The sequence below is a fragment of the Streptomyces sp. HmicA12 genome (genome assembly GCF_000373565.1).
Classification (GTDB): domain Bacteria; phylum Actinomycetota; class Actinomycetes; order Streptomycetales; family Streptomycetaceae; genus Streptomyces.
This window is the reverse complement of sequence record NZ_KB891851.1, coordinates 70,603-91,552: the sequence shown is the minus strand read 5'-3', so window position 1 is coordinate 91,552 and position 20,950 is coordinate 70,603. Positions and strand designations below refer to the sequence as shown.

The window sequence follows — 20,950 nt, the reverse complement described above, 5'->3', positions numbered from 1 at the left end:
GGGCTCAGCAGCCGGGCAGTCGGTCCCAATCGGACAACACGAGTCCGGGCTCACGACACTGACGGCTCACCAGAACGGTCCGGTCCGACGCGACCGTCGCCATCACGACCCGCCCCCGCCCGTCCAGCGCCAGCGCCGGGGCGCCCGTGCAGGTCACCCCGGTGTCGGTCCACCACATTCCGGAGGCCTCGGCCCCGGCACCGCACAGCCCGAACACGGCCGTGCCGGTGCGCCCCTGATGAGCCAGGACGGTGCAGTCGTAGCCGTCGACAATGGCCCGGAGCATGGCGTGCGGACCCGCCCCGGGGGCCCCTCCCATGGGGAATGCCCACTCACCGGGTCGCTGCGCGTAGACGCCGGTCCCGGTCTGCTCGGTCCAGTACGCGGTGAAGACGCCGGGCACGGCCTCCAGGAGCGCCGCCGATCCTGGAGCAGGGGCCGGCATGAGGTCCTGCGCCCTGCGCAACTCCCCCGCCTGCTCCATCTGCACCCAGCGCATCACCGACCTGCGCCCCGGCGCCAACAGTTCGACGAACCCGGCAGAGGTGGCGGAGGCCGCAAGACCACCGGCCACCTCACCGCCCCTGAGATCCTTCCAGGCCTCCCATGCGCCACTCTTGGACTCACGGCGCAGCATGACCCCACCGGCACCACCGGAGACGAAGATGTGCACCGTGCCCTGTCCGTCGACGGCCGCAGTCGGCACGCCGAGCGCCACAGCGTCCCTCTGGTCGCGGAACGGGTTGCCCAGCGAACGCCATTCCCCCAGCGTCCGACCTGACTGGTACTGCACGGCGTAGACCACGTCGACCTTCGGCACGCCCCCGCTCTGACGCTTCTCCCTACGGCCGATGAAGTGCACGTAGCGGTTGGCGCCCTGGACGACGGTGAGGTCGGTCAGCCCGTCGACGGAGAAGAAGTCCGGCCCGCTCCAGCGTCCGCTGCCGACAACGGTCTCCGTCCAGCGGTGCACTCCGCCCTCGACCAGCGCGTACACCGCGAGTCGGTCGTCGTTCCCGCGCAGCAGCCACGCCCCCGAGGCCACGGTCGCCGCCGCACGGCGAGGCGGCACCTCGACGTCGACATCGGATCGGGACCGCCGCTCCACCGCCTGCGCACCTCTGCCGCGCATGTGTGCCGCCCCTTCCCTCGCCGGGCCCGATGTTCACAGAAGACTCCAGAATCCGGCACATCATAAGCCTGTACGAACACACGTCCTGCCACCCGGTGGATACCGCCCGCCCCCAGGTCACAGCCACGCGGACGGTTCCAGACGCCTGAAAGCCGGAAAGGAACGTCACCTAGGGGGCGTGATCAACCGGGCACATCGCTCAAATGAACATTCGAGTACATGTCTATAGTTCTGCAGTCAAGCGTCAGCCGAGCAGCACCGACCCGGCCCCTCACGGGAGCGGCCTGCTGCCCTTGCCCTCTGGGCACGAGTTGCGAGGACCCGCCGTGAGCCACGACCCGAACACCCCTGTGCCACCGTCCAGACATGCCGCTCCCGGCAAGCGCAGTCGCAAAGCGCCGAAGAAGAAGCGTCGCACGGGCCGGATCGTGCTCTTCTCCCTGCTGGGTCTCGTCCTGGTGCTCGGCGGCACCGCCTACTGGCTCTACTCCCGCCTCGACGGCAACATCACGGGCGTCGACCTCGACAAGGCCATCGGCAAGGACCGCCCCGAGAAGTTGCCGACCTCCGGCCAGAACATCCTGGTCCTCGGCTCCGACTCCCGGTCCGGCGCCAACGCCGCGCTGAAGACCGGCAATGTCTCCGGCGCCCGCTCCGACACCGCCCTGGTGATGCACATACCCGAGGGCCGCAAGCGGGCCACCGCGATCAGCATTCCCCGGGACACCCTGGTCACCCGGCCCGAGTGCACGAAGAAGGACGGCGGCACGCTGCCGTCGGCGAAGCGGGTCATGTTCAACTCCGTGTACTCGGTCGCCGGTCCGGCCTGTGTGGTCAAGACGGTCGAGGCGATGTCCGGGGTGCGCATGGACCACTTCATGGAGATCGACTTCGCCGGATTCAAGGGGCTGGTGGACGCGATCGGCGGTGTCACCGTCAAGGTCGACCAGCCGATCCACGACAAGTCCAGCGGCCTCGACCTCACCGCCGGGACACACGAGCTCGACGGCGACCAGTCGTTGGCGTTCGTGCGCACCCGGCACGGCATCGGCGACGGGTCCGACCTCGGGCGCATCGGCCTCCAGCAGCAGTTCATGATCGCCCTGCTGAGCGAGATCAAGAAGCAGGACCTGCTGGGCAGCCCCACCAAGACATACAAGGTCGCCGACAGCCTCACGGAATCGCTGACCACGGACTCCGGGCTCGCTTCGCTCACCTCGCTCGGCAAGTTCGCGCGCAGCATGAACGGTGTCGACCCCGCGTCCATGGAGACGATCATGCTGCCGGTCGCCTACGACAAGGTCGACCCCAACCGTGTCGTCGCCGCCGAACCGCAGGCGAGCACCCTGTGGAAGGCGATCCGCACCGACTCCACGATCCCCGAGTCGGCGAAGAAGTCACCCGCGACGGGCGGCTGACGCCTGAGGGCCGCCGGACGGGGCGTACACCACCGCTCCGTCCACCCGCGCGACCTCCTCGTACGGGCCGAGCATCCGCCTCAACGTCCGCACCCGCTCCACCCCATAAGCCGCACCCCGCGCATCGTCCACCACCAGCGCAGGCGGCCGCGTCGCGAACTCGGTGCGGAAGGCGCGCCACGTTCCCGGCACCGCCCACTTCTCCCCCACCTGTGGGCCGTCCCGGCCCCCGCTGTAGTTCGTCAGCAGCCCCGCCGTCAGGAAGCGGCTCGCCGGTGAGCGGTCGGCCAGCCAGTACGTCTCCGGGTGCATGCCCCACACCAGGACGGGGTCGTGCGGGGCGGACCGGGCCCGCACCTCGTCGGCGACCCGTTGCGCGTGGACGAGGTCGGGGCGCGGCGCGAGCATGCCCCAGGCCAGGAACAGCCCGCAGCAGCACACGGAGACGAGCAGGGCGCGGGCGACCCGTTCGCGCGGCAGGATCTGCAGTGCGGCGGTGCCCAACAGGGCCAGCGGGGGCACGAGTTGCAGGTAGTAGTGGCCGAAGAAGTGGAAGCCGGCCAGGACCGCGAGGACGGACGAGCCCAGCCAGAGCCACAGGTCGGCGCAGCCCGTGCGGGCGATGCGCAGGACGCGGACGACCGGCGGCAGGATCCCGGCGCAGGCCACGCCGAGGATCGCGGCGTTCACCAACCCCCGTACCAGTACGTGGAGTTCGGAGCCGGTGAAGGAGGCGTACGCGCCCGAACCCGTCACCGTCCAGAACAGGAAACCGGAGGGATCGGTGGCGCAGGCGGCCGCGAGGATCGGCGCCGTCACACCCACCGCGCACCGCACCACGTCCGCCCGGGGCGCCGCGCAGCGCCACATCATCCAGGCCACCGGGACAAGGATGGCCGCCCCGGTCTGCTTGGTGAGGAACGCTCCGGCGACCGCGGCCCCGCACAGGGCCCAGCGGCGCCGGTCGGCGCACCACACGGCCGCCGCGGTCCACGGCAGCATGAACACCTCGAAGGTCGCGGCCTGCGCGTCCTCCGGGTTGAGCCCGATGGACACGAGGAGGTACAGCGCGCCCGCGATGCGCCCGGCCGGGTTGCCCCAGCGGCGGCGGGCGATCGAGGCGAGCAGCACGGCCGTCGCCAACTGGGCCGCCACGGCGCAGACCTTGACCGGTGTGAGCGACTGTGACCCGAAGAGGGCGAACACGGCCTCGTACAGCCAGGGCACGAGCGGCGGTTTGCGGTCGACGACGGTCTCGTACAGGGCGCCGCCGTGCGCCAACATCCTTGCCTGGACGGCGAGATAGCCCTCGTCGGGGTTCCACAGGGGCTGCGCGAAGGAGGGGGCGCGGGTGACGCAGGCGAGCAGGGCGAGGAGCGGGACCAGTCGTCTCCAGTAGCCGCGGCGGGCGGTGGCAGGTCTGGTGTGCGGGGCGTCGCGGCGGTGTTCGGACACGTACGGTAGCGACGGCGACGCCTCGGTGAGCATGGGCGCCAAACTATCCGGCCCCGCAGTCCCTGCCGAAGCGGGACATACGGGGCCGGGTCAAGGGATTGACGGTTACCGGGAGTTGCCGGACCCCGAGGACCCCGAAGCACCCGAGGTGCCCGAAGTCCCCGCGCCCACCGCGGCGCGGCTGTGCCGGCGCCCGTACGCGAAGTAGATGCCGACGCCGATGACCATCCAGATCGCGAACCGCAGCCAGGTCTCCACCGACAGGTTGAGCATCAGCCACACCGAGCAGGCCACGGAGGCGATCGGCAGCACCGGCACCCACGGCGCCGTGAAGCCGCGCGGCAGGTCGGGGCGGGTGCGGCGCAGGATCAGCACGCCGAGGGCGACGATGACGAACGCGAACAGCGTGCCGATGTTGACCAGCTTCGACAGCTCCTCCAGGGAGATGAGGCCGGCCACCAGGGCGGTCAGCACGCCGAGGATGATCGTGGAGCGGTACGGCGTGCGGAACTTGGGGTGCACTGCGCTGAACACCGGCGGCAGCAGTCCGTCGCGGCTCATCGCGAAGAAGACGCGGCTCTGGCCGAGCAGCAGGATCATGCAGACGACGGTGAGGCCGACGACCGCGCCGAAGGAGATGACGCCCGCCCAGAAGGGGTGTCCCACCGCCTTGAAGGCCTCGGCGAGCGGGGCCTCGGGGTCGAGCTTCTTGTAGTTCTGCATGCCGGTGACGACGGCGGCGACGGCCACGTACAGGACCGTGCAGATGGCCAGCGACCCCAGGATGCCGAGCGGGACGTCCTTCTGCGGCTTGCGGGTCTCCTCGGCGGCGGTCGCCACCACGTCGAAGCCGATGAAGGCGAAGAAGACGACGGCGGCGGCCGTGAAGATGCCCATGATGCCGAAGCTGGACGGGGTGAACCCGGCGATCCCTTCGAGGAGGGTCTGGCTCAGTCCTGAGCCGCCCTCGGTGGGCTTGCTCGGCGGGATGTACGGGCTGTAGTTCGACCCGGTGATGAAGAAGGCGCCGACCGCGATGACGATCAGCACCACGGTGACCTTGATCGCGACGACCACGGACGTCACCCAGGCGGACAGCTTCATGCCGATGACCACGACCGCCATGACGGCGAGGACCAGCAGGAACGCGGGCAGGTTGAAGCTGAAGCCGCTGCCCGAACCCGGGCCCTGGAGCACGTCCGGCAGCGGGATGCCCCAGCTGTCCAGGAGTGACTGGACGTAGCCGGACCAGCCGACGGAGACCGTCGCGCAGCCCAGGGCCAGTTCGAGGATGAGGTCCCAGCCGATGATCCAGGCCGGGAACTCGCCGAGCGAGGCGAAGGCGAAGGTGTACGCGGATCCGGCGACCGGGACGGTCGAGGCGAACTCGGCGTAACAGAGCGCCGCGAGCGCGCAGACGACGGCCGCGACGACGAAGGAGAGGGTGACCGCCGGGCCCGCGTAGTCGGTGGCGGCGGTGCCGGTGATGACGAAGATGCCGGAGCCGATGACGACGCCGACGCCGAAGACCGTGAGGTCGAGCGCGGAGAGGGTCTTCTTGAGCTGGTGCTCGGGTTCCTCGGTGTCCTCGATGGACTGCTCGATGGACTTGGTGCGGAACAGGCCGTTCGTGCGTTGCGCACCCGGCCTGGGGCCTGAGTCTGGCTGCGTGGTCACCGGCATACCTCCATGCGGCTCGGTCCTCGGTCTCGACATGATCGAGACGAGTAGGCACCGAATACCCGGCCGGTCACGGGTTTTCACGCGAATGGGCCGGTCGAACCACCCGAAGGGGCCCGACCGGCCCAGAGGCTCGGTCCCGCGTGTGCCGCGGGTCAGTCGCGGGCCGGTTCCATCTCGGCCGCGGAGTGCTCCTGGCGGCCGTCCAGCTTCGACACCAGACCGGTGACCTGGCGGGCGATGTCCGGCGCCGTCAGGCCGATCTCCGCCATGACCTCCTTGCGGGAGGCGTGGTCCAGGAAGCGCGGCGGGATGCCGAAGTCGCGCAGCGGCATGTCGACGCCCGCGTCGCGCAGGGCCTGGGCGATCGACGACCCGACGCCGCCGACGCGGGAGTTGTCCTCGACGGTGACGACGACGCGGTGCCGCTCGGCCAGCGGGGCCATCGCCTCGTCGACCGGCTTGACCCAGCGCGGGTCGACGACGGTCGTGGTGATGCCCTGCTTGTCGAGCAGGTCGGCGATCTCCAGGCACATGGGCGCGAGGGCGCCGACGGAGACCAGGAGCACGTCGGGCCGGTCGGAACCGGGCTCGCGCAGCACGTCCATGCCGCCGACCTTGCCGACCGCCTCGACGGCCGGGCCGACCGCGCCCTTGGAGTAGCGGACGACGGTGGGGGCGTCCTCGACCTGGACGGCCTCGCGCAGCTGGGCGCGGACCTGGTCGGCGTCGCGCGGCGCGGAGATCCGGACGCCGGGGACGACCTGGAGGATCGACATGTCCCACATGCCGTTGTGCGAGGCGCCGTCGGTGCCGGTGACACCGGCCCGGTCCAGGACGAAGGTGACGCCGCACTTGTGCAGGGCCACGTCCATGAGGAGCTGGTCGAAGGCGCGGTTCAGGAACGTCGCGTAGACGGCGAAGACCGGGTGCAGGCCACCGGTGGCCAGGCCGGCCGCGCTGACCGCGCCGTGCTGCTCGGCGATGCCGACGTCGTAGACGCGCTCCGGGAACGCCTTGGCGAACTTGTCCAGGCCGACCGGCTGGAGCATCGCGGCGGTGATCGCGACGATGTCCTCGCGCTCCTGGCCGAGCTTGAGCATCTCCTCGCCGAAGACCGAGGTCCAGTCGGCTCCGGAGGCCTTGATCGGCAGGCCGGTGTCCGGGTGGATGGGGCCGATGCCGTGGAAGCGGTCCGCCTCGTCCTCCAGGGCGGGGCGGTAGCCGCGGCCCTTCTCGGTGAGGCAGTGCACGATGACCGGGCCGCCGAACCGCTTGGCGCGGGTCAGCGCGGACTCCAGGGCCTCGATGTCGTGGCCGTCGATCGGGCCGAGGTACTTCAGGCCGAGGTCCTCGAACATGCCCTGCGGGGCGATGAAGTCCTTGAGGCCCTTCTTGGCGCCGTGCAGCGTCTCGTACAGCGGCTTGCCGACGACCGGGGTGCGCTCCAGGAAGTCCTTCCCACGGGCCAGGAACCGCTCGTAGCCGTCCGTGGTGCGCAGGGTGGCCAGGTGGTTGGCGAGGCCGCCGATGGTGGGGGCGTAGGAGCGCTCGTTGTCGTTGACGACGATGACCAGCGGGCGGTCCTTGGCGGCCGCGATGTTGTTCAGCGCCTCCCAGGCCATACCGCCGGTGAGCGCGCCGTCACCGATGACCGCGACGACGTGGTCGTCCTTGCGGCGCAGCTCGTTCGCCTTCGCCAGGCCGTCGGCCCAGCCGAGGACCGTGGAGGCGTGGCTGTTCTCGATGACGTCGTGCTCGGACTCGGCCTGCGAGGGGTAGCCCGAGAGGCCGCCCTTCATCTTCAGCTTGGAGAAGTCCTGGCGGCCGGTGAGCAGCTTGTGGACGTAGGACTGGTGGCCCGTGTCGAAGAGGATCCGGTCCTGCGGCGACTCGAAGACCCGGTGCAGGGCGATGGTGAGCTCGACCACGCCGAGGTTCGGGCCGAGGTGGCCGCCGGTCTTGGAAACCGCGTCGACGAGGAAGGTCCGGATCTCATCCGCCAGCTGGTCCAGCTGCTCCTGGCTGAGCCGGTCCAGATCGCGCGGTCCCGTGATGCGGGTCAGCAGCGGCACCCGTGCCTCCTTGCAGTAGAGCTGTAGTAGCTGGTTGAGCTGTTCGAGCTTGCCGGGTCTGTCGAGTCTAATGTTCCGCCGTTGTCGGCGGCGTCCGGGCCGTGCGTTCGGGGCATGACTGTGCCCGGCGTCACCGTTGACGCCGGGCACAGTCAGCTCAGAGAGGCACGGTCAGGCGCGGCCGGCCGACTTCTGGGTCTTGCGGGTGACCGAGTCGATGACGACCGTGGCGAGCAGCACGCCACCGGTGATCATGTACTGGATCGGGGTGGCGATGCCCTGGAGGGCGAGGCCGTACTGGATCGAGGTGATGACCAGCACACCGAGGAGCGCGTTCCAGGTGCGGCCCCGGCCACCGAAGAGGCTGGTGCCACCGATGACGGCCGCGGCGATGACGTTCATCAGGAGGTCGCCGGAGCCGGCGCCCTGGTTGGCCGCCGCGATCTTGGAGGCCCAGAAGAGACCGCCGACCGCCGCGAACAGGCCCGCGATGGCGAAGACCGAGATCCGGACCGCCGTGACGTTGATACCGGCACGGCGCGACGCCTCGACGCTGCCGCCGAGCGCGAAGACCTTGCGGCCGTACGAGGTGCGGCGCAGCACGAAGTCCGAGCCGACGAGCACGATGGCGAAGAGCAGCACCGCGAGCGGCAGGCCCTTGTAGTTGTTGAAGATGATCGCCACGCCGAAGACGCCGATGGCGAGCAGCACCGTGCGCACCAGGAGGTCGCTCAGCGGGCGGGACGGGATGCCCGCGGCCTCGCGGCGGCGGTTGCCGAGGAAGCTCGGCACGAAGTAGGCGAGGACCGCGACGACGGCCAGGCCGTAGGCGGCGGCGACGTCCGAGAAGTAGTACGTGGTGAGCTTGCCGACCACGCCGTCGCTGTCGAGGTTGATCGTGCCGTTGGAGCCGAGGATCTGGAGCATGAAGCCGTTCCAGAACAGCAGACCGGCCAGCGTCACGGCGAAGGCGGGCGCGCCCACCCGGGCGAAGAAGAAGCCGTGCAGGGCGCCGATGACGGCACCGGCGGCCAGCGAGACGAGGACGGCGAGCCACTCGTTCATGCCGTGCGTGACGCTCAGTACGGCGGTGATCGCCGAGGAGACGCCGGAGACGGAGCCGACCGACAGGTCGATCTCGCCGAGCAGCAGCACGAAGATGATGCCGACCGACATCATGCCGGTGGCCACCATGGCGACGAAGATGTTGTTGAGGTTCTCCGCGCCCAGGAAGGCCGAGTTCAGGCTCTGGAAGATCGCGCAGATGACGATCAGGCCGATGACGACGGGTATCGCACCCAGGTCACCACCCTTGATCTTGCGCTTGAACTCGCTGATGTAGCCCGCGAAGCCCTGCTCGCGCACGAGGAGGCGGGGGTCCACGGCGGTCACGGCGGCGCCGGCCGCGGCGGGAGCGGCGTCCACGGGGGCCTTGCTCACCTTGGTCTTTTCGATGCTCACTTCTGAGCCTCCGCGTTGCTGCGCGCCGCACGACGGGTCACGGCGTTGTCCGTGGCGCCGGTGATGGCGGAGATGATCTCTTCCTGCGAGGTCGTCTTGACCTCGAACACACCGTTGTTGCGGCCGAGCCGGAGCACGGCGACCTTGTCGGCGACGGCCTTCACATCGGCCATGTTGTGGCTGATGAGGATGACCGCGTGCCCGCGCTCGCGAAGACGCTCCACGAGGTCGAGGACCTGGGCGGTCTGCTCGACACCGAGGGCCGCCGTCGGCTCGTCGAGGATGACGAGCTTGGGCTCGCCGAGCATGGAGCGGGCGATGGCCACGACCTGGCGCTGACCGCCGGAGAGCGAGGCGATCGGGATGCGCACGCTCGGGATGCGGATCGACAGGGTCTGGAGCAGCTCCCTGGCGCGGCGCTCCATCTCGACCTCGTCGAGCACACCGCGGCGCTTGATCTCACGGCCGAGGAACAGGTTGCCGACGACGTCGATGTTGTCGCACAGCGCGAGGTCCTGGTAGACGGTCGCGATGCCCAGGTTCTGGGCGTCGTGCGGCTTGTTGACCGCGACGGCCTTGCCGTCCCACTCGATGACGCCGTCATCGATCGGGTGCACACCGGCGATCGTCTTGACAAGGGTGGACTTTCCGGCGCCGTTGTCGCCGACCAGGGCGACCACCTCACCAGCGTGGACCTCAAGCTCTACGTCGGTGAGCGCCTGGACGGCACCGAATCGCTTGGAGACCCCGCGCAACGCCAGAACAGGCGTAGCGGACACGTGAACCATCTCCTTCGCCGCCAAAGGCCTGACCCGGCGGGAGGTTGAACAGAAGTGAAGACAGAGGGGGGTGATTTCCGTCCGGCGCCCCGCCGTTGAGCTTGCGGGGCTGTCGGCGGCGGGGCGCCGGACGTGCTTACACAGGAGCGCTACCGGGGAAGGTGCGCAAGTCCCGTGCAGGACAAGGGAGTTACCGGAGCGGTGACTCCAACTTGCTTACTTGAGGCCGATCTTGTCGCAGGCGGCCTTGTACTTGGCCGTGCAGATCTCGTCCAGGGTGTAGTAACCCTGGTCGATGACCGTCTCCTTGATGTTCTTCTGCGTCAGCGAGACGACCGGGACGATGACCGACGCGATGCCCTTGTCGGTACCGCTGTCGACGGTGCTGGTCTCCAGGCCCGCGGAGTCGAGCTTGCCCGTCTTGGCGATCGAGACGGCCATCTTGGCGACGGTCTCGGCCTCCTCCGGGTACGACTTGAAGACCGACATGTTCTGGTCACCGGTGACGATGCGCTGCACACCGGCGAGCTCGGCGTCCTGGCCGGTGACCGGCGGGAGCTTGCTCAGGCCCGCGCCCTTGAGCGCGGTGATGATGCCGCCGGCCATGCCGTCGTTGGCGGAGTAGACGCCCTTGATCTTGTCCTTGCCGATCGCCGAGATGGAGGCTTCCATGTTGGCGTTGGCGTTCTCCGGCTTCCACTCCTTGGTGTCGTAGGACTTGGCGATGTTCACCTTGCCCTTGAGCACCGAGAGCGCGCCGTCCTTGAACTGCTTGGCGTTCGGGTCGGTGATCGCGCCGTTCATCATGACGATCTTGCTGCTGGGCTTGGCGTCCGAGCCCATGGCGTCGAGCAGGGCCTTGCCCTGGGTCTTGCCGACCTCGGTGTTGTCGAACGAGGTGTAGGCGGCGATCGGGCCCTCGGCCAGGCGGTCGTAGGCGACGACCGGGATGTCGGCGTCCTTGGCCTTCTTCACGCCGTTGGCGACGGCCTTGTAGTCGACCGCGTCCAGGATCAGGACGTCGACCTTCTTGGTGATCATCGTGTCGATCTGCTGCGACTGCAGGGAAGCATCCTGCTTGGCGTTGAGGTACTCGACCTTGCCCTTGCCGTTGGTCAGCTTGGATATCTGCTTCTCGATGATCGGCTTGTCGAACTTCTCGTAACGAGCCGTCTGGTTCTCCGGAAGGAGCAGGCCGACGGTGATGGCGTCGCCCTTCTTGGAGCCGCTGCTGGCCTTGTCGCCGTCGTCCTTGGACTCCTTGGCGGAGCCACAGGCTGCGAGAGAGACAGCCATGGCGGTGGCACAGAAAGCAAAAGCCGCACGACGCATCTGCGTGTTCACTTCAGAAACCTCCCTGACGAGGCCGCGTCGTTGCGGCCGAGGTAGCTGGGAGTCAACTCGGCCGCAACACAAGCGTCAAGGAGTAAATACTTAACGAGATGGCAACGGTGTCATGCGTTCTCTAAGTGAAGGCAGGTGTAGCAGCGGGAACAGTGCTCCCACCAATACCGTCCAAAAGGGTCGAATCGCCCATTTCACTGAGTGCCAGGGCGAGCGCCCCCAGCACCTCCGCGCGGCCGCCCAACGCCCCAGGAAGGACGGAGAGTTGGCGGGCGGCACTCGGGATCGCGTAGCGGCTCACGGACTCCCTGATGGGCCCCAGGACCAGCTCTCCGGCCTCTGCCAGGTCGCCGCCGAGGACCACCCGGCTGGGGTTCAGCAGATTGCAAAGATTGGCCACACCCGAGCCGATGTGCCGGCCGACGTCCGCGATGACCCGGCGGCACCCGGGGTCGCCGTCGCGCGCGAGGCGGACGACGCCCTCCATGGTCAGATCGGTGCCGTGGCTGGACTGGAGCAGCGGCAGCACGTAGCGGGCGGCGGTGAAGGTCTCCAGGCAGCCGCGGTTGCCGCAGCGGCAGACCGGGCCCGACTCGTCGAGCGTGATGTGCCCGATCTCGCCCGCCGTGCCGCCGGGGCCGCGGTAGATCTTGCCCTCGATGACCAGGCCGGAGCCGACACCGCTCGCGACCTTGATGTAGGCGAGGTCCCTGACCCCGCGCCCGCTCCCCCAGACCAGCTCGCCGAGCGCGCCCAGGTTGGCGTCGTTGTCGACGTGCACGGGGACGCCGAGGCGCCTGCTGAGCTCCTCCGCGGGCCTGGTGCCCGTCCAGCCCGGCAGGATCGACGTGGAGCCGAGCGTGCCGCTCTCCACGTCGATGGGGCCCGGGACGCCGAGCCCGACGCCCGCGACCTTCGTACGGTCCACGCCGGTGGCCGCGATCAGGCGCTCGACCAGCTCTTCCGCGCGGTCGAAGCCCTGCGCCGCGGAGGCGTCCACGTCGAGCGGCTCGGACTCCTCGGCGAGCACCTGGTGCGCCAGATTGCCGATGGCGACCCTGAGGTGCGTGTGGCCGAAGTCGACGCCGATCACGATGCCCGCGTCACCGCTGAGCGAGACGCTGCGGGCCCTGCGGCCGCCGGCCGAGGTGGGCGTGACCTCGACCGTCCCCCCGTCCTTGAGCTCCCGGACGATGTTGGAGACCGTCGCCGCGGACAGGCCCGTCGTCCTCGCGATCTCCGCCTGCGTGAGCGACCCGGCGAGGCGTACGGCGCGCACGACCCGCTCAAGATTGGCCCGGTGCAGCGACGACTGCGACCCCGGAGTCTCCATTGACCCACCCTTATCCGTGGCGCGCGTCACCGTGGGTGACCGAGCCTTGTACAAGTTATGAACTCCAAGCTCCGCTGAATCGCCCAGTGACGTCAAGCCCTTGACAGAAATCGGTTCCAGGCCGTGTCCACCGCCGGCTACCGGCGGTAGCCCGTACACGTGCGAGGGTCCGGCCCCGGAGAGCTGTCTCTCCGGGGCCGGACCCCAGTACGCGAAGCGACGGTGGACGTCAGCGGAAGGTGCCCTGCGACACCGAACCGGCGATCCGGCGCTGGAAGATGATGTAGACGATCAGTACCGGCACGACCGTGATCACGATCGCCGCGAACAGGCCACCGTAGTCGATGTCGTAGACCTGCGAGGACGCGTAGGCGGACATCCCCTGGGTCAGGACCCAGTTGTCCTGGTCGGTGTTGAGCGCCACCGGCAGCAGGAACTGGTTCCACAGCCCCAGGAAGTTGAAGATCGCCACCGCCGCCATGCCCGGACGGGCCATCGGCAGCATCACCTGGAAGAACGCCCGCCAGTCACCGGCGCCGTCGATCAGCGCGGCCTCGTAGACGTCATGCGGCAGGGACCGGAAGAACGCATAGAGGAAGAACACCGTGAACGGCAGCGCGAACGCGACGTAGGTGAGGATCAGCCCCGGCCGCGTGTTCAGCAGCCCGAAGTTCTGCAGCTGGAAGAAGAGCGGCACGATCGCCAGGAAGACGGGGAACGTCAGCCCGGCGAGCATCACGTAGTAGATCAGCCGGCGGCCGGGGAACTCGAACCGGGCCAGGATGTAGGCGCACATCGCGCCCAGCAGCATCACCAGGAACAGCGCGCAGACGACGACGATCACCGAGTTCAGGAAGTACTTCCCGATGCTCGCGTCGGTCCACGCGTGCGCGTAGTTCTCGAACCTCCAGCGATGCGGCAGCTTGAAGGGTGACGAAAGGATCTCGCTGGTCGATTTGAAGGACGAGACCAGCACCCACAGCATGGGCACGATCACGATCACGGACCACAGGATCAGCAGGGTGTGCGAGATCACCGCGAACCTGCGGTCGCTGCTCGCGGCGGCTCTCGTCAGTTTCCGGTCCCGCGCCGGCTTCCGGTCACTCACCGGCTTCCGGTCGGCAGCAACAGCGCTCACTGGGCACCTCCCTTGGCTCCTGCACGCCGAGCCCCGAACCCACGCGCTTTCTTCTTGCCCTCGCCCTCGCCGCCACCCGTCAGACGGTTGACGAGGAACACCAGCGCCGCGAACACCAGGGTGACGACGGCGAGGACGACGCCCATCGCGGTGGCGTATCCGAACTGCTGCTTGGCGAAGGCGACATTGAACAGCCGCTGACTGATCGTCAGGGTCGAGTTGTTCGGACCACCGCCGGGCAACATCGCCTGTACGTAGACGAACGCGTCGAGGGCGGCGATGCCCAGGTAGATGTACGCCGTCTGCACACTGTCCCGGATCGCCGGAAGGGTGATCGAGATCGTCGTCCGGAACCGGCCGGCTCCGTCGATCTTGGCCGCTTCGTACAGCTCGCCGGGAACTCCCTTGATCGCGGCGATGAAGAGCACCGCGTAGAACCCGACGAGCCCCCAGACGATGACGAATATCAGGGCCGGCATCGCGCTCACCGTTTCGCCCAGCCAGGCGAACTTGTCGAACCCGTCGAGGCCGATCCCGGTGAGCACGCCGTTGAGCAGGCCGGCGTTCGGGTCGTACATCTGCGCCCAGATCAGGCCGACGATGATCGCCGGCACGACGTAGGGGAAGAACGAGATGATCCGGTAGAAGGACGCTCCCCGGATTCCCCGGACGGGGCCCTTGCTGGGCCCGCCCAGGGTGATGGCCACCGCGACCCCCAGGGCGAGCGTCAACGTCACCAACGGCACGCAGATCGCCAGCACCGTGACGTTGCGCAACGCCTTCAGGAAGATGTCGTCCTGGAACATCTTCGTGAAGTTGTCGAAGCCGACGAAGTGGTAGTCCGGGCTGAAGCCGCGCCAGTCGGTCATCGCCCAGAAGATCGCCTGCACGAAGGGATACAGGACGAAGAGCACGAAAATGGCCAGCGGAACGCCGAGGAACGCGAGGAAGAACGTCACCCGGTCGAAGGTGAGCTTGCGGCGTCGGGGCCGCCCACCGCGAGCGGCCGGCGTCGGCCGGCGGCTCGCGGTGTCGGAGGTGGTGGTCTTGTCTTTCATCGCAGTGCTAGCTGACCTTGATCTTGTCGACGGAGTCGTCTTCCCTGACCTTGTCGGAGATCTTCTGCAGCGCCGAGGTCAGACCCTTGGCGTCGAGGTCGCCGGCCAGGAACGAGTTCCACGGCACCAACTGGTCGGTGTTCAGCCCGTAGGCCTCGACGAAGTTGTAGGTGAAGATGTTGGTGCCGGCGGCCTCCAGCATCTTCGTCTGCGAGACGAGGGCGGACGAGCCGTAGCCGTCGGCGGGCACGGTGCCCTTGACGATCGTCGGGGCCAGCTTCGTCTTGGAGAAGTTGGCGGCCGCCTTCTCGGACAGCATCGCCCGCAGGACTTCCTTGCCGCCGGCCGGGTTCTTGCCCTGCTTGGGCACGATGTACGGCTCGCCCGCGGCCGCGCGAATCGCCTCGTACGGGATCTTCGGCTTGTCGGTGAGAGTCATCGACGGAAAGCCGGTCATCTGGAAGTCGGCCTTGGTGGCCTTCTTCATCTCGTTCTCGATCCAGCCACCGGACGGGTAGAGCAGCGCCTTCTGGTCGTTGCTCCAGATCGCCTGCGCCTTCTGGAACTGGGTGCCGGAGCCACCGGGGACGAACATCTTCTGCTTGACCATGGTCTCCATGACCTTGATGACGCCCTGGATGGCCGGGTGCGACCAGCAGCCCTTCTCCAGGTTCTCCAGCGCGAGCCGGACCTCGTCGCCGCCCTCCTTGATCGCCGAGTCGATCAGGAGCGTGCGGTAGTAGGTCGCCGCCTCCTTGCCGTGGACGAAGAGGTACTTGCCCTTCTTCTTCGCCTTCTGGCCGAGGTCGAGCGCCTCGTCCCACGTCTTCGGCGGGGTCCAGCTGTTCTCCGCGAACAGCGTCTTGGAGTACCAGACGCCGTACACCGTCATCACGTAGTTGAGCGCGACGAACTTGTCCTTGAACGTCCCCGGGTTCTTGACGCCGGGGTAGACGATGTCGGCGATCTTCTTGCCTTCGTAGGTGTTGGCCTCGAAGACGTCGTCGAGCTCCTCGAGCTGGTCGAGGATGCCGAGGAAGCCGATCTGGTCCTCACCGGAGTTGTCGATGAGGTCCGGCGGGTTGCCGCCGACGAACCGGGGCTGAAGCTCCGGGGCGATGTCGACGACCGGCTTGACCTGGACCTTGAGGCCCTTGACCTGGCTCCCGACCACCTGGTTGACGTAGTCGACGTAGTCGGTGCCGTAGCCGCCGTCGAAGATGGCCGCGTCGACCTTGGAGTTCGCGGCGACGCCGAACGGGTTCTTGGCGTCCTTCTTGCCCTTCGGGCCGCTGTCATTGTCGTCACTGCTGGAGGGAGAGCCACACGCAACCGCGAACGAACCCATGGCTGCCGTCGCGATCGCCCCGCGCAGGAGCGTCCGCCTGTCAAGAGAGCCGGCACGAATGGTCATCTCTGCATCCTCACTGATCGAATGGATCTGTACGGGTGTGCTGCGTGTGCGGCCGCCGGGCCGGGTTGGCCATGCGCCGGCCACACGTCTTTCTGCCGTCGTCTCGGAGCCGCTCGGCGGCACCGATGGTGATCAGCTGAGCAATGCCGGAAGAGCGGTCGCCGGGGCCGTGGCCGGAGCGACGGTCGCGCTCCGCTTGATCAGATCGCGATGGCCCACGCCGGGGGTGGATCCCATGCTCAAGTCCTCGCCTTCTCCAGGACTCAGGCGGTGAACCGGATCCTCCCCGGCACCGCGGTGATGTGCTGTGTTGTCCCCTTCTGAAAGGGGAACGCAGTTGGAGCTGGGTGGTACGAAGAGTTCCGGGGCAGATGAAGAAACACGGATCCCGGGCCGCTTTCCGCGTCCCAGCCGCATCCCCCGTCCCCCGGGTCCGGTCATGGCCTGAACTCGGGCGGGCCGGACGCCGACAGGTATAGTCCACTCCCTGTGAACTGGGCAAGATCGAAAGCAGGTTTGGACATCGGTCTTTTCCGAGTTGAGACCTCCCGGAAATAAGCCGCACCGCGGACGTTGTCGCTCCCCTCAACTGCCTTGCTTTCAAGGGATGTACACAGGGTCACATTCAGCCCTTCACTTCGGCGGCACGCCGACCCGCACCAACACCCTTGACACCGCTGGCCACTTGAAGCCCTACTGGACCTTGCGCAGCGAACTGACAACGTTGTCGACGTCGCCGGGAGGGTGCACACCCCATGCAAGGCAGATCAAGGCCCACACGAGGCAGACTCACCGCCACGGCCGCCCTCGGGGCGGCCGCTCTGGTGCTGACGGCGGCCGGTCAGGGTGCCGCCGTCGCGGCGGCGCCCCAAAAGCCGCGAGCAGCAACGGAGTTCGATTCATCCTTTGAAGCGGGACAACCCGCTCCGGACTGGCTGAACACCGTCGACACCGCCCCGGACGGCACCAAGCGGGCGTCCGGGGTCGACGGCAGCTACACCGGTGGTATTCCGGGCAATGTGAACGGCCATGTGACCGAGGTCCGCGCCAGTGACGAGAACGCGGGCGGCGGCGAGGTCGCGGCGAACCTCGTCGACGGTGAGGCGACCACGAAGTGGCTGGCGTTCACGCCGACTGCCTGGGTCGAGTACGACCTCGACTCCGCGGTCAAGATCACCAAGTACGCGCTGACGTCGGCCAACGACCACGACGAGCGCGACCCGAAGGACTGGGTCCTCAAGGGCTCGGCGGACGGCAAGGAGTGGACGACCCTCGACTCCCGCACCGGCGAGAGCTTCGACAAGCGGCTGACGGCGAAGACGTACGACCTTCAGAGTCCGGCCGAGTACTCCCATTTCCGTATCGAGTTCACGAAGAACAACGGCGCGAGCGACGCGACGCAGCTGGCCGACTTCCAGCTGTCGACGGGTGACGAGCAGGCCCCGGCGCCCGAGGACATGATCTCGCTCGTCGACAAGGGCCCGAGCGGGTCGCCGACGGCCAAGGCGGGGGCGGGCTTCACCGGCACCCGGGCCCTGCGGTACGCGGGCACGCACAAGGCGGACGGCCGCGCGTACTCGTACAACAAGGTCTTCGACGTGAACGTGGCGGTGGCGCGGAACACCGAGCTGTCGTACAAGGTCTTCCCGCAGATGGCGGACGGCGACCGGGACTACGACGCGACGAACGTCTCCGTCGACCTCGCCTTCACCGACGGCACGTACCTGAGCGACCTGAAGGCGGTCGACTCCAACGGCGGTCTGCTCACCCCGCAGGGGCAGGGCGACGCCAAGCGGCTGTACGTGAACCAGTGGAACGCCGTGAAGTCGTCGATCGGGTCGGTCGCGGCCGGCAAGACGATCGACCGGGTGCTGGTCGCGTACGACTCGGCGAAGGGCCCGGCGAAGTTCCGCGGCTGGCTGGACGACATCAGCGTCAAGCAGGTGCAACCGGCCCGTCCCAAGGCCCACTTGAGCGACTACGCGTCCACGACGCGCGGCACGAACTCCAGCGGCGGCTTCAGCCGCGGCAACACGTTCCCGGCGACGGCCGTCCCGCACGGCTTCAACTTCTGGACGCCGGTGACCAACGCGGGCTCGCTGAGCTGGCTGTACGACTACGCGCGTGACAACAACGCGGACAACCTGCCCACCATGGAGGCGCTGGCGGCGAGCCACGAGCCGAGTCCGTGGATGGGTGACCGGCAGACGTTCCAGATCATGCCGTCGGCGAAGTCGGGCGACGCGGTGGACACGTCCCGCACGGGCCGCGCGCTCCCCTTCAAGCACGAGAACGAGACGGCGCGCCCGTACTACTACGGCGTGAAGTTCGAGAACGGCGTGAAGGCCGAGATGACGCCGACGGACCATGCGGCGGCGCTCCGCTTCAGCTACCCCGGCGACGACGCGAGCGTCGTCTTCGACAACGTCTCCGAGCAGGGCGGCCTGACCCTCGACAAGGACACCGGGGTCGTCACCGGCTACTCGGACGTGAAGTCGGGCCTGTCGACGGGTGCCACCCGGCTCTTCGTCTACGGCGTCTTCGACAAGCCGGTCAAGGAAGCCGAATCGGCGGGCGTGAAGGGGCACTTCACGTTCGACGCGGGCAAGGACCGGACCGTCACGCTGCGGCTCGCGACCTCCCTCATCGGCATCGACCAGGCGAAGGACAACCTGGCGCAGGAGCTGCCGGGGTCGCGCTCCTTCGACTCGGTGAAGAACGCGGCGCGCGCCCAGTGGGACACGCTGATGAACAAGGTGGAGGTGGAGGGCGCGACGGAGGACCAGCGCACATCGCTGTACTCGTCGCTGTACCGCCTGTACCTGTACCCCAACTCGGGCTTCGAGAAGGTCCGTTCGGAGGGGAAGAAGGCGTCGTACCAGTACGCGTCGCCGTTCTCGCCGATGCCGGGCCCCGACACCCCGACGCACACCGGCGCGAAGATCGTCGAGGGCAAGCCGTACGTCAACAACGGCTTCTGGGACACGTACCGGACGACCTGGCCCGCGTACTCCCTCCTCACGCCGAAGAAGGCGGGTGAGCTGGTCGACGGGTTCGTGCAGCAGTACCGCGACGGCGGCTGGATCTCGCGCTGGTCCTCGCCCGGTTATGCGGACCTGATGACCGGCACGTCGTCGGACGTGGCGTTCGCCGACGCGTACGTGAAGGGTGTCGACAACTTCGACGTGGAGTCCGCGTACAAGGCGGCCGTGAAGAACGCGACGGTCGTGCCGCCGCAGTCGGGTGTGGGCCGCAAGGGCATGGAGACGTCGCCGTTCCTCGGCTACACCTCCACGGACACCCACGAGGGCCTGTCGTGGGCGCTTGAGGGCTACCTCAACGACTACGGCATCTCGCAGATGGGGCAGGCGCTCTACAAGAAGACCGGCAAGAAGCAGTACAAGGAGGAGTCCGAGTACTTCCTGAACCGGGCCCGCGACTACGTCAACATGTTCGACGACAAGGCCGCCGGTACGGGCTTCTTCCAGGGCAAGGACGCCAAGGGCGACTGGCGCGTGAAGTCCGAGGACTTCGACCCGGCGATCTGGGGCTACGACTACACGGAGACGAACGCGTGGGGTTACGCGTTCACCGCGGTCCAGGACAGCAGGGGCCTGGCGAACCTGTACGGCGGCAAGGACGGTCTGGCGAAGAAGCTGGACACGTACTTCGCGACGCCGGAGACGGGTTCGGCGGACGTGGCCGGTTCCTACGGCGGGGTCATCCACGAGATGACCGAGGCGCGGGACGTCCGGATGGGCATGTACGGCCACTCGAACCAGGTCGCGCACCACGTCACGTACATGTACGACGCGGCGGGCCAGCCGTGGAAGACGCAGGAGAAGGTCCGCGAGGTTCTTTCGCGGCTCTACACGGGCAGCGAGATCGGCCAGGGCTACCACGGTGACGAGGACAACGGCGAGCAGTCGGCCTGGTACCTCTTCTCCTCGCTCGGCTTCTACCCGCTCGTGATGGGCAGCGGCGAATTCGCCATCGGTTCACCGCAGTTCACGAAGATGACGCTGCACCTGGAGAACGGTCACGACCTGGTCGTCAAGGCGCCGAAGAACAGCGCGAAGAACGTCTACGTGCAGGGCGTGAAGGTCAACGGCCGTACGTGGTCGAAGACGTCGCTGCCGAACTCGGTCGTCGCCAAGGGCGGTGTCATCGAGTTCGACATGGGCGCGAAGCCGTCGAAGTGGGGTACGGGTTCGGACGCGGCGCCGACCTCGATCACCCAGGACGACAGGGTGCCCTCACCCCGCAAGGACGCGATCACGGGCTCGGGCCCACTGTTCGACAACTCCTCCGCCACGTCGGCGAGTTCGGAGTCGGTGGAGCTGCCGGTCGGCGCGGACGGCGCGAAGGCGGTGCAGTACACGCTGACGTCGGACGACAAGGCGAAGGCCCCGACGGGCTGGAAGCTGGAGGCGTCGGACGACGGTACGTCGTGGAAGACCGTCGACGAACGCTCCGGCGAGTCCTTCACCTGGGACAAGCAGACCCGGGCGTTCTCGGTACCGCAGCCGGGGACACACAAGCAGTACCGGCTGGTGTTCACCGGCGGGGCGGCGACGGTGGCGGAGGTGGAGCTGCTGAGCTGACCTTCTCCGGCAGCTGAACTCGCGGGCGGGCATGGATGGTTCATGCCCGCCCGTGGCGT

The 20,950-nt window shown here is 68.1% G+C and carries 13 protein-coding genes; 2 read left to right on the top strand and 11 right to left on the bottom strand.

Annotated elements, in window-relative coordinates; genetic code table 11:
- Positions 1-4: 4 nt before the first annotated feature.
- Complete coding sequence (locus B072_RS0139455; protein WP_018535519.1) at positions 5-1,132, bottom strand: hypothetical protein; 1,128 nt, start codon at positions 1,130-1,132, stop codon at positions 5-7.
- A 350-nt stretch (positions 1,133-1,482) separates the two neighbouring features.
- Here B072_RS0139455 and B072_RS0139450 point away from each other — a divergent pair, with 350 nt between their 5' ends.
- Complete coding sequence (locus B072_RS0139450) at positions 1,483-2,550, top strand: LCP family protein (protein WP_026246788.1); 1,068 nt, start codon at positions 1,483-1,485, stop codon at positions 2,548-2,550.
- Here B072_RS0139450 and B072_RS0139445 read toward each other — a convergent pair.
- The 10 genes from B072_RS0139445 to ngcE form a co-directional block, all read right to left on the bottom strand.
- Positions 2,530-4,038, bottom strand: coding sequence for an ArnT family glycosyltransferase (locus B072_RS0139445; RefSeq protein WP_018535517.1), 1,509 nt, complete (start codon positions 4,036-4,038; stop codon positions 2,530-2,532). The genes B072_RS0139450 and B072_RS0139445 overlap by 21 nt on opposite strands.
- Positions 4,039-4,110: 72 nt before the next feature.
- Complete coding sequence (locus B072_RS0139440) at positions 4,111-5,688, bottom strand: amino acid permease (protein WP_018535516.1); 1,578 nt, start codon at positions 5,686-5,688, stop codon at positions 4,111-4,113.
- A gap of 152 nt (positions 5,689-5,840) precedes the next feature.
- A complete protein-coding gene (dxs, locus tag B072_RS0139435) occupies positions 5,841-7,760 on the bottom strand; it encodes a 1-deoxy-D-xylulose-5-phosphate synthase (RefSeq protein ID WP_018535515.1) in 1,920 nt (639 codons plus the stop codon).
- 171 nt (positions 7,761-7,931) lie between these two features.
- A complete protein-coding gene (locus B072_RS0139430) occupies positions 7,932-9,221 on the bottom strand; it encodes a sugar ABC transporter permease (RefSeq protein ID WP_018535514.1) in 1,290 nt (429 codons plus the stop codon).
- Complete coding sequence (locus B072_RS0139425) at positions 9,218-10,009, bottom strand: ATP-binding cassette domain-containing protein (RefSeq protein ID WP_026246787.1); 792 nt, start codon at positions 10,007-10,009, stop codon at positions 9,218-9,220. The genes B072_RS0139430 and B072_RS0139425 overlap by 4 nt, the downstream gene beginning before the upstream one ends.
- 207 nt (positions 10,010-10,216) lie before the next feature.
- Positions 10,217-11,332 (bottom strand): sugar ABC transporter substrate-binding protein, encoded by a 1,116-nt coding sequence (locus B072_RS0139420; protein WP_199791148.1) that lies wholly within the window; start codon positions 11,330-11,332, stop codon positions 10,217-10,219.
- 133 nt (positions 11,333-11,465) lie between these two features.
- Positions 11,466-12,677 (bottom strand): ROK family transcriptional regulator, encoded by a 1,212-nt coding sequence (locus B072_RS0139415; protein WP_026246785.1) that lies wholly within the window; start codon positions 12,675-12,677, stop codon positions 11,466-11,468.
- A 229-nt stretch (positions 12,678-12,906) separates the two neighbouring features.
- Positions 12,907-13,815 (bottom strand): carbohydrate ABC transporter permease, encoded by a 909-nt coding sequence (locus tag B072_RS0139410; protein WP_026246784.1) that lies wholly within the window; start codon positions 13,813-13,815, stop codon positions 12,907-12,909.
- Complete coding sequence (locus tag B072_RS0139405; RefSeq protein ID WP_018535509.1) at positions 13,812-14,873, bottom strand: carbohydrate ABC transporter permease; 1,062 nt, start codon at positions 14,871-14,873, stop codon at positions 13,812-13,814. The genes B072_RS0139410 and B072_RS0139405 overlap by 4 nt, the downstream gene beginning before the upstream one ends.
- A 7-nt stretch (positions 14,874-14,880) precedes the next feature.
- Positions 14,881-16,221, bottom strand: a complete 1,341-nt coding sequence (gene ngcE, locus B072_RS0139400; protein WP_018535508.1) for an N-acetylglucosamine/diacetylchitobiose ABC transporter substrate-binding protein — start codon at positions 16,219-16,221, stop codon at positions 14,881-14,883.
- A gap of 821 nt (positions 16,222-17,042) precedes the next feature.
- Between ngcE and B072_RS0139395 the strand changes: the two genes are divergently transcribed.
- Complete coding sequence (locus B072_RS0139395) at positions 17,043-20,891, top strand: GH92 family glycosyl hydrolase (RefSeq protein ID WP_026246782.1); 3,849 nt, start codon at positions 17,043-17,045, stop codon at positions 20,889-20,891.
- The last annotated feature ends 59 nt before the right edge of the window (positions 20,892-20,950 follow it).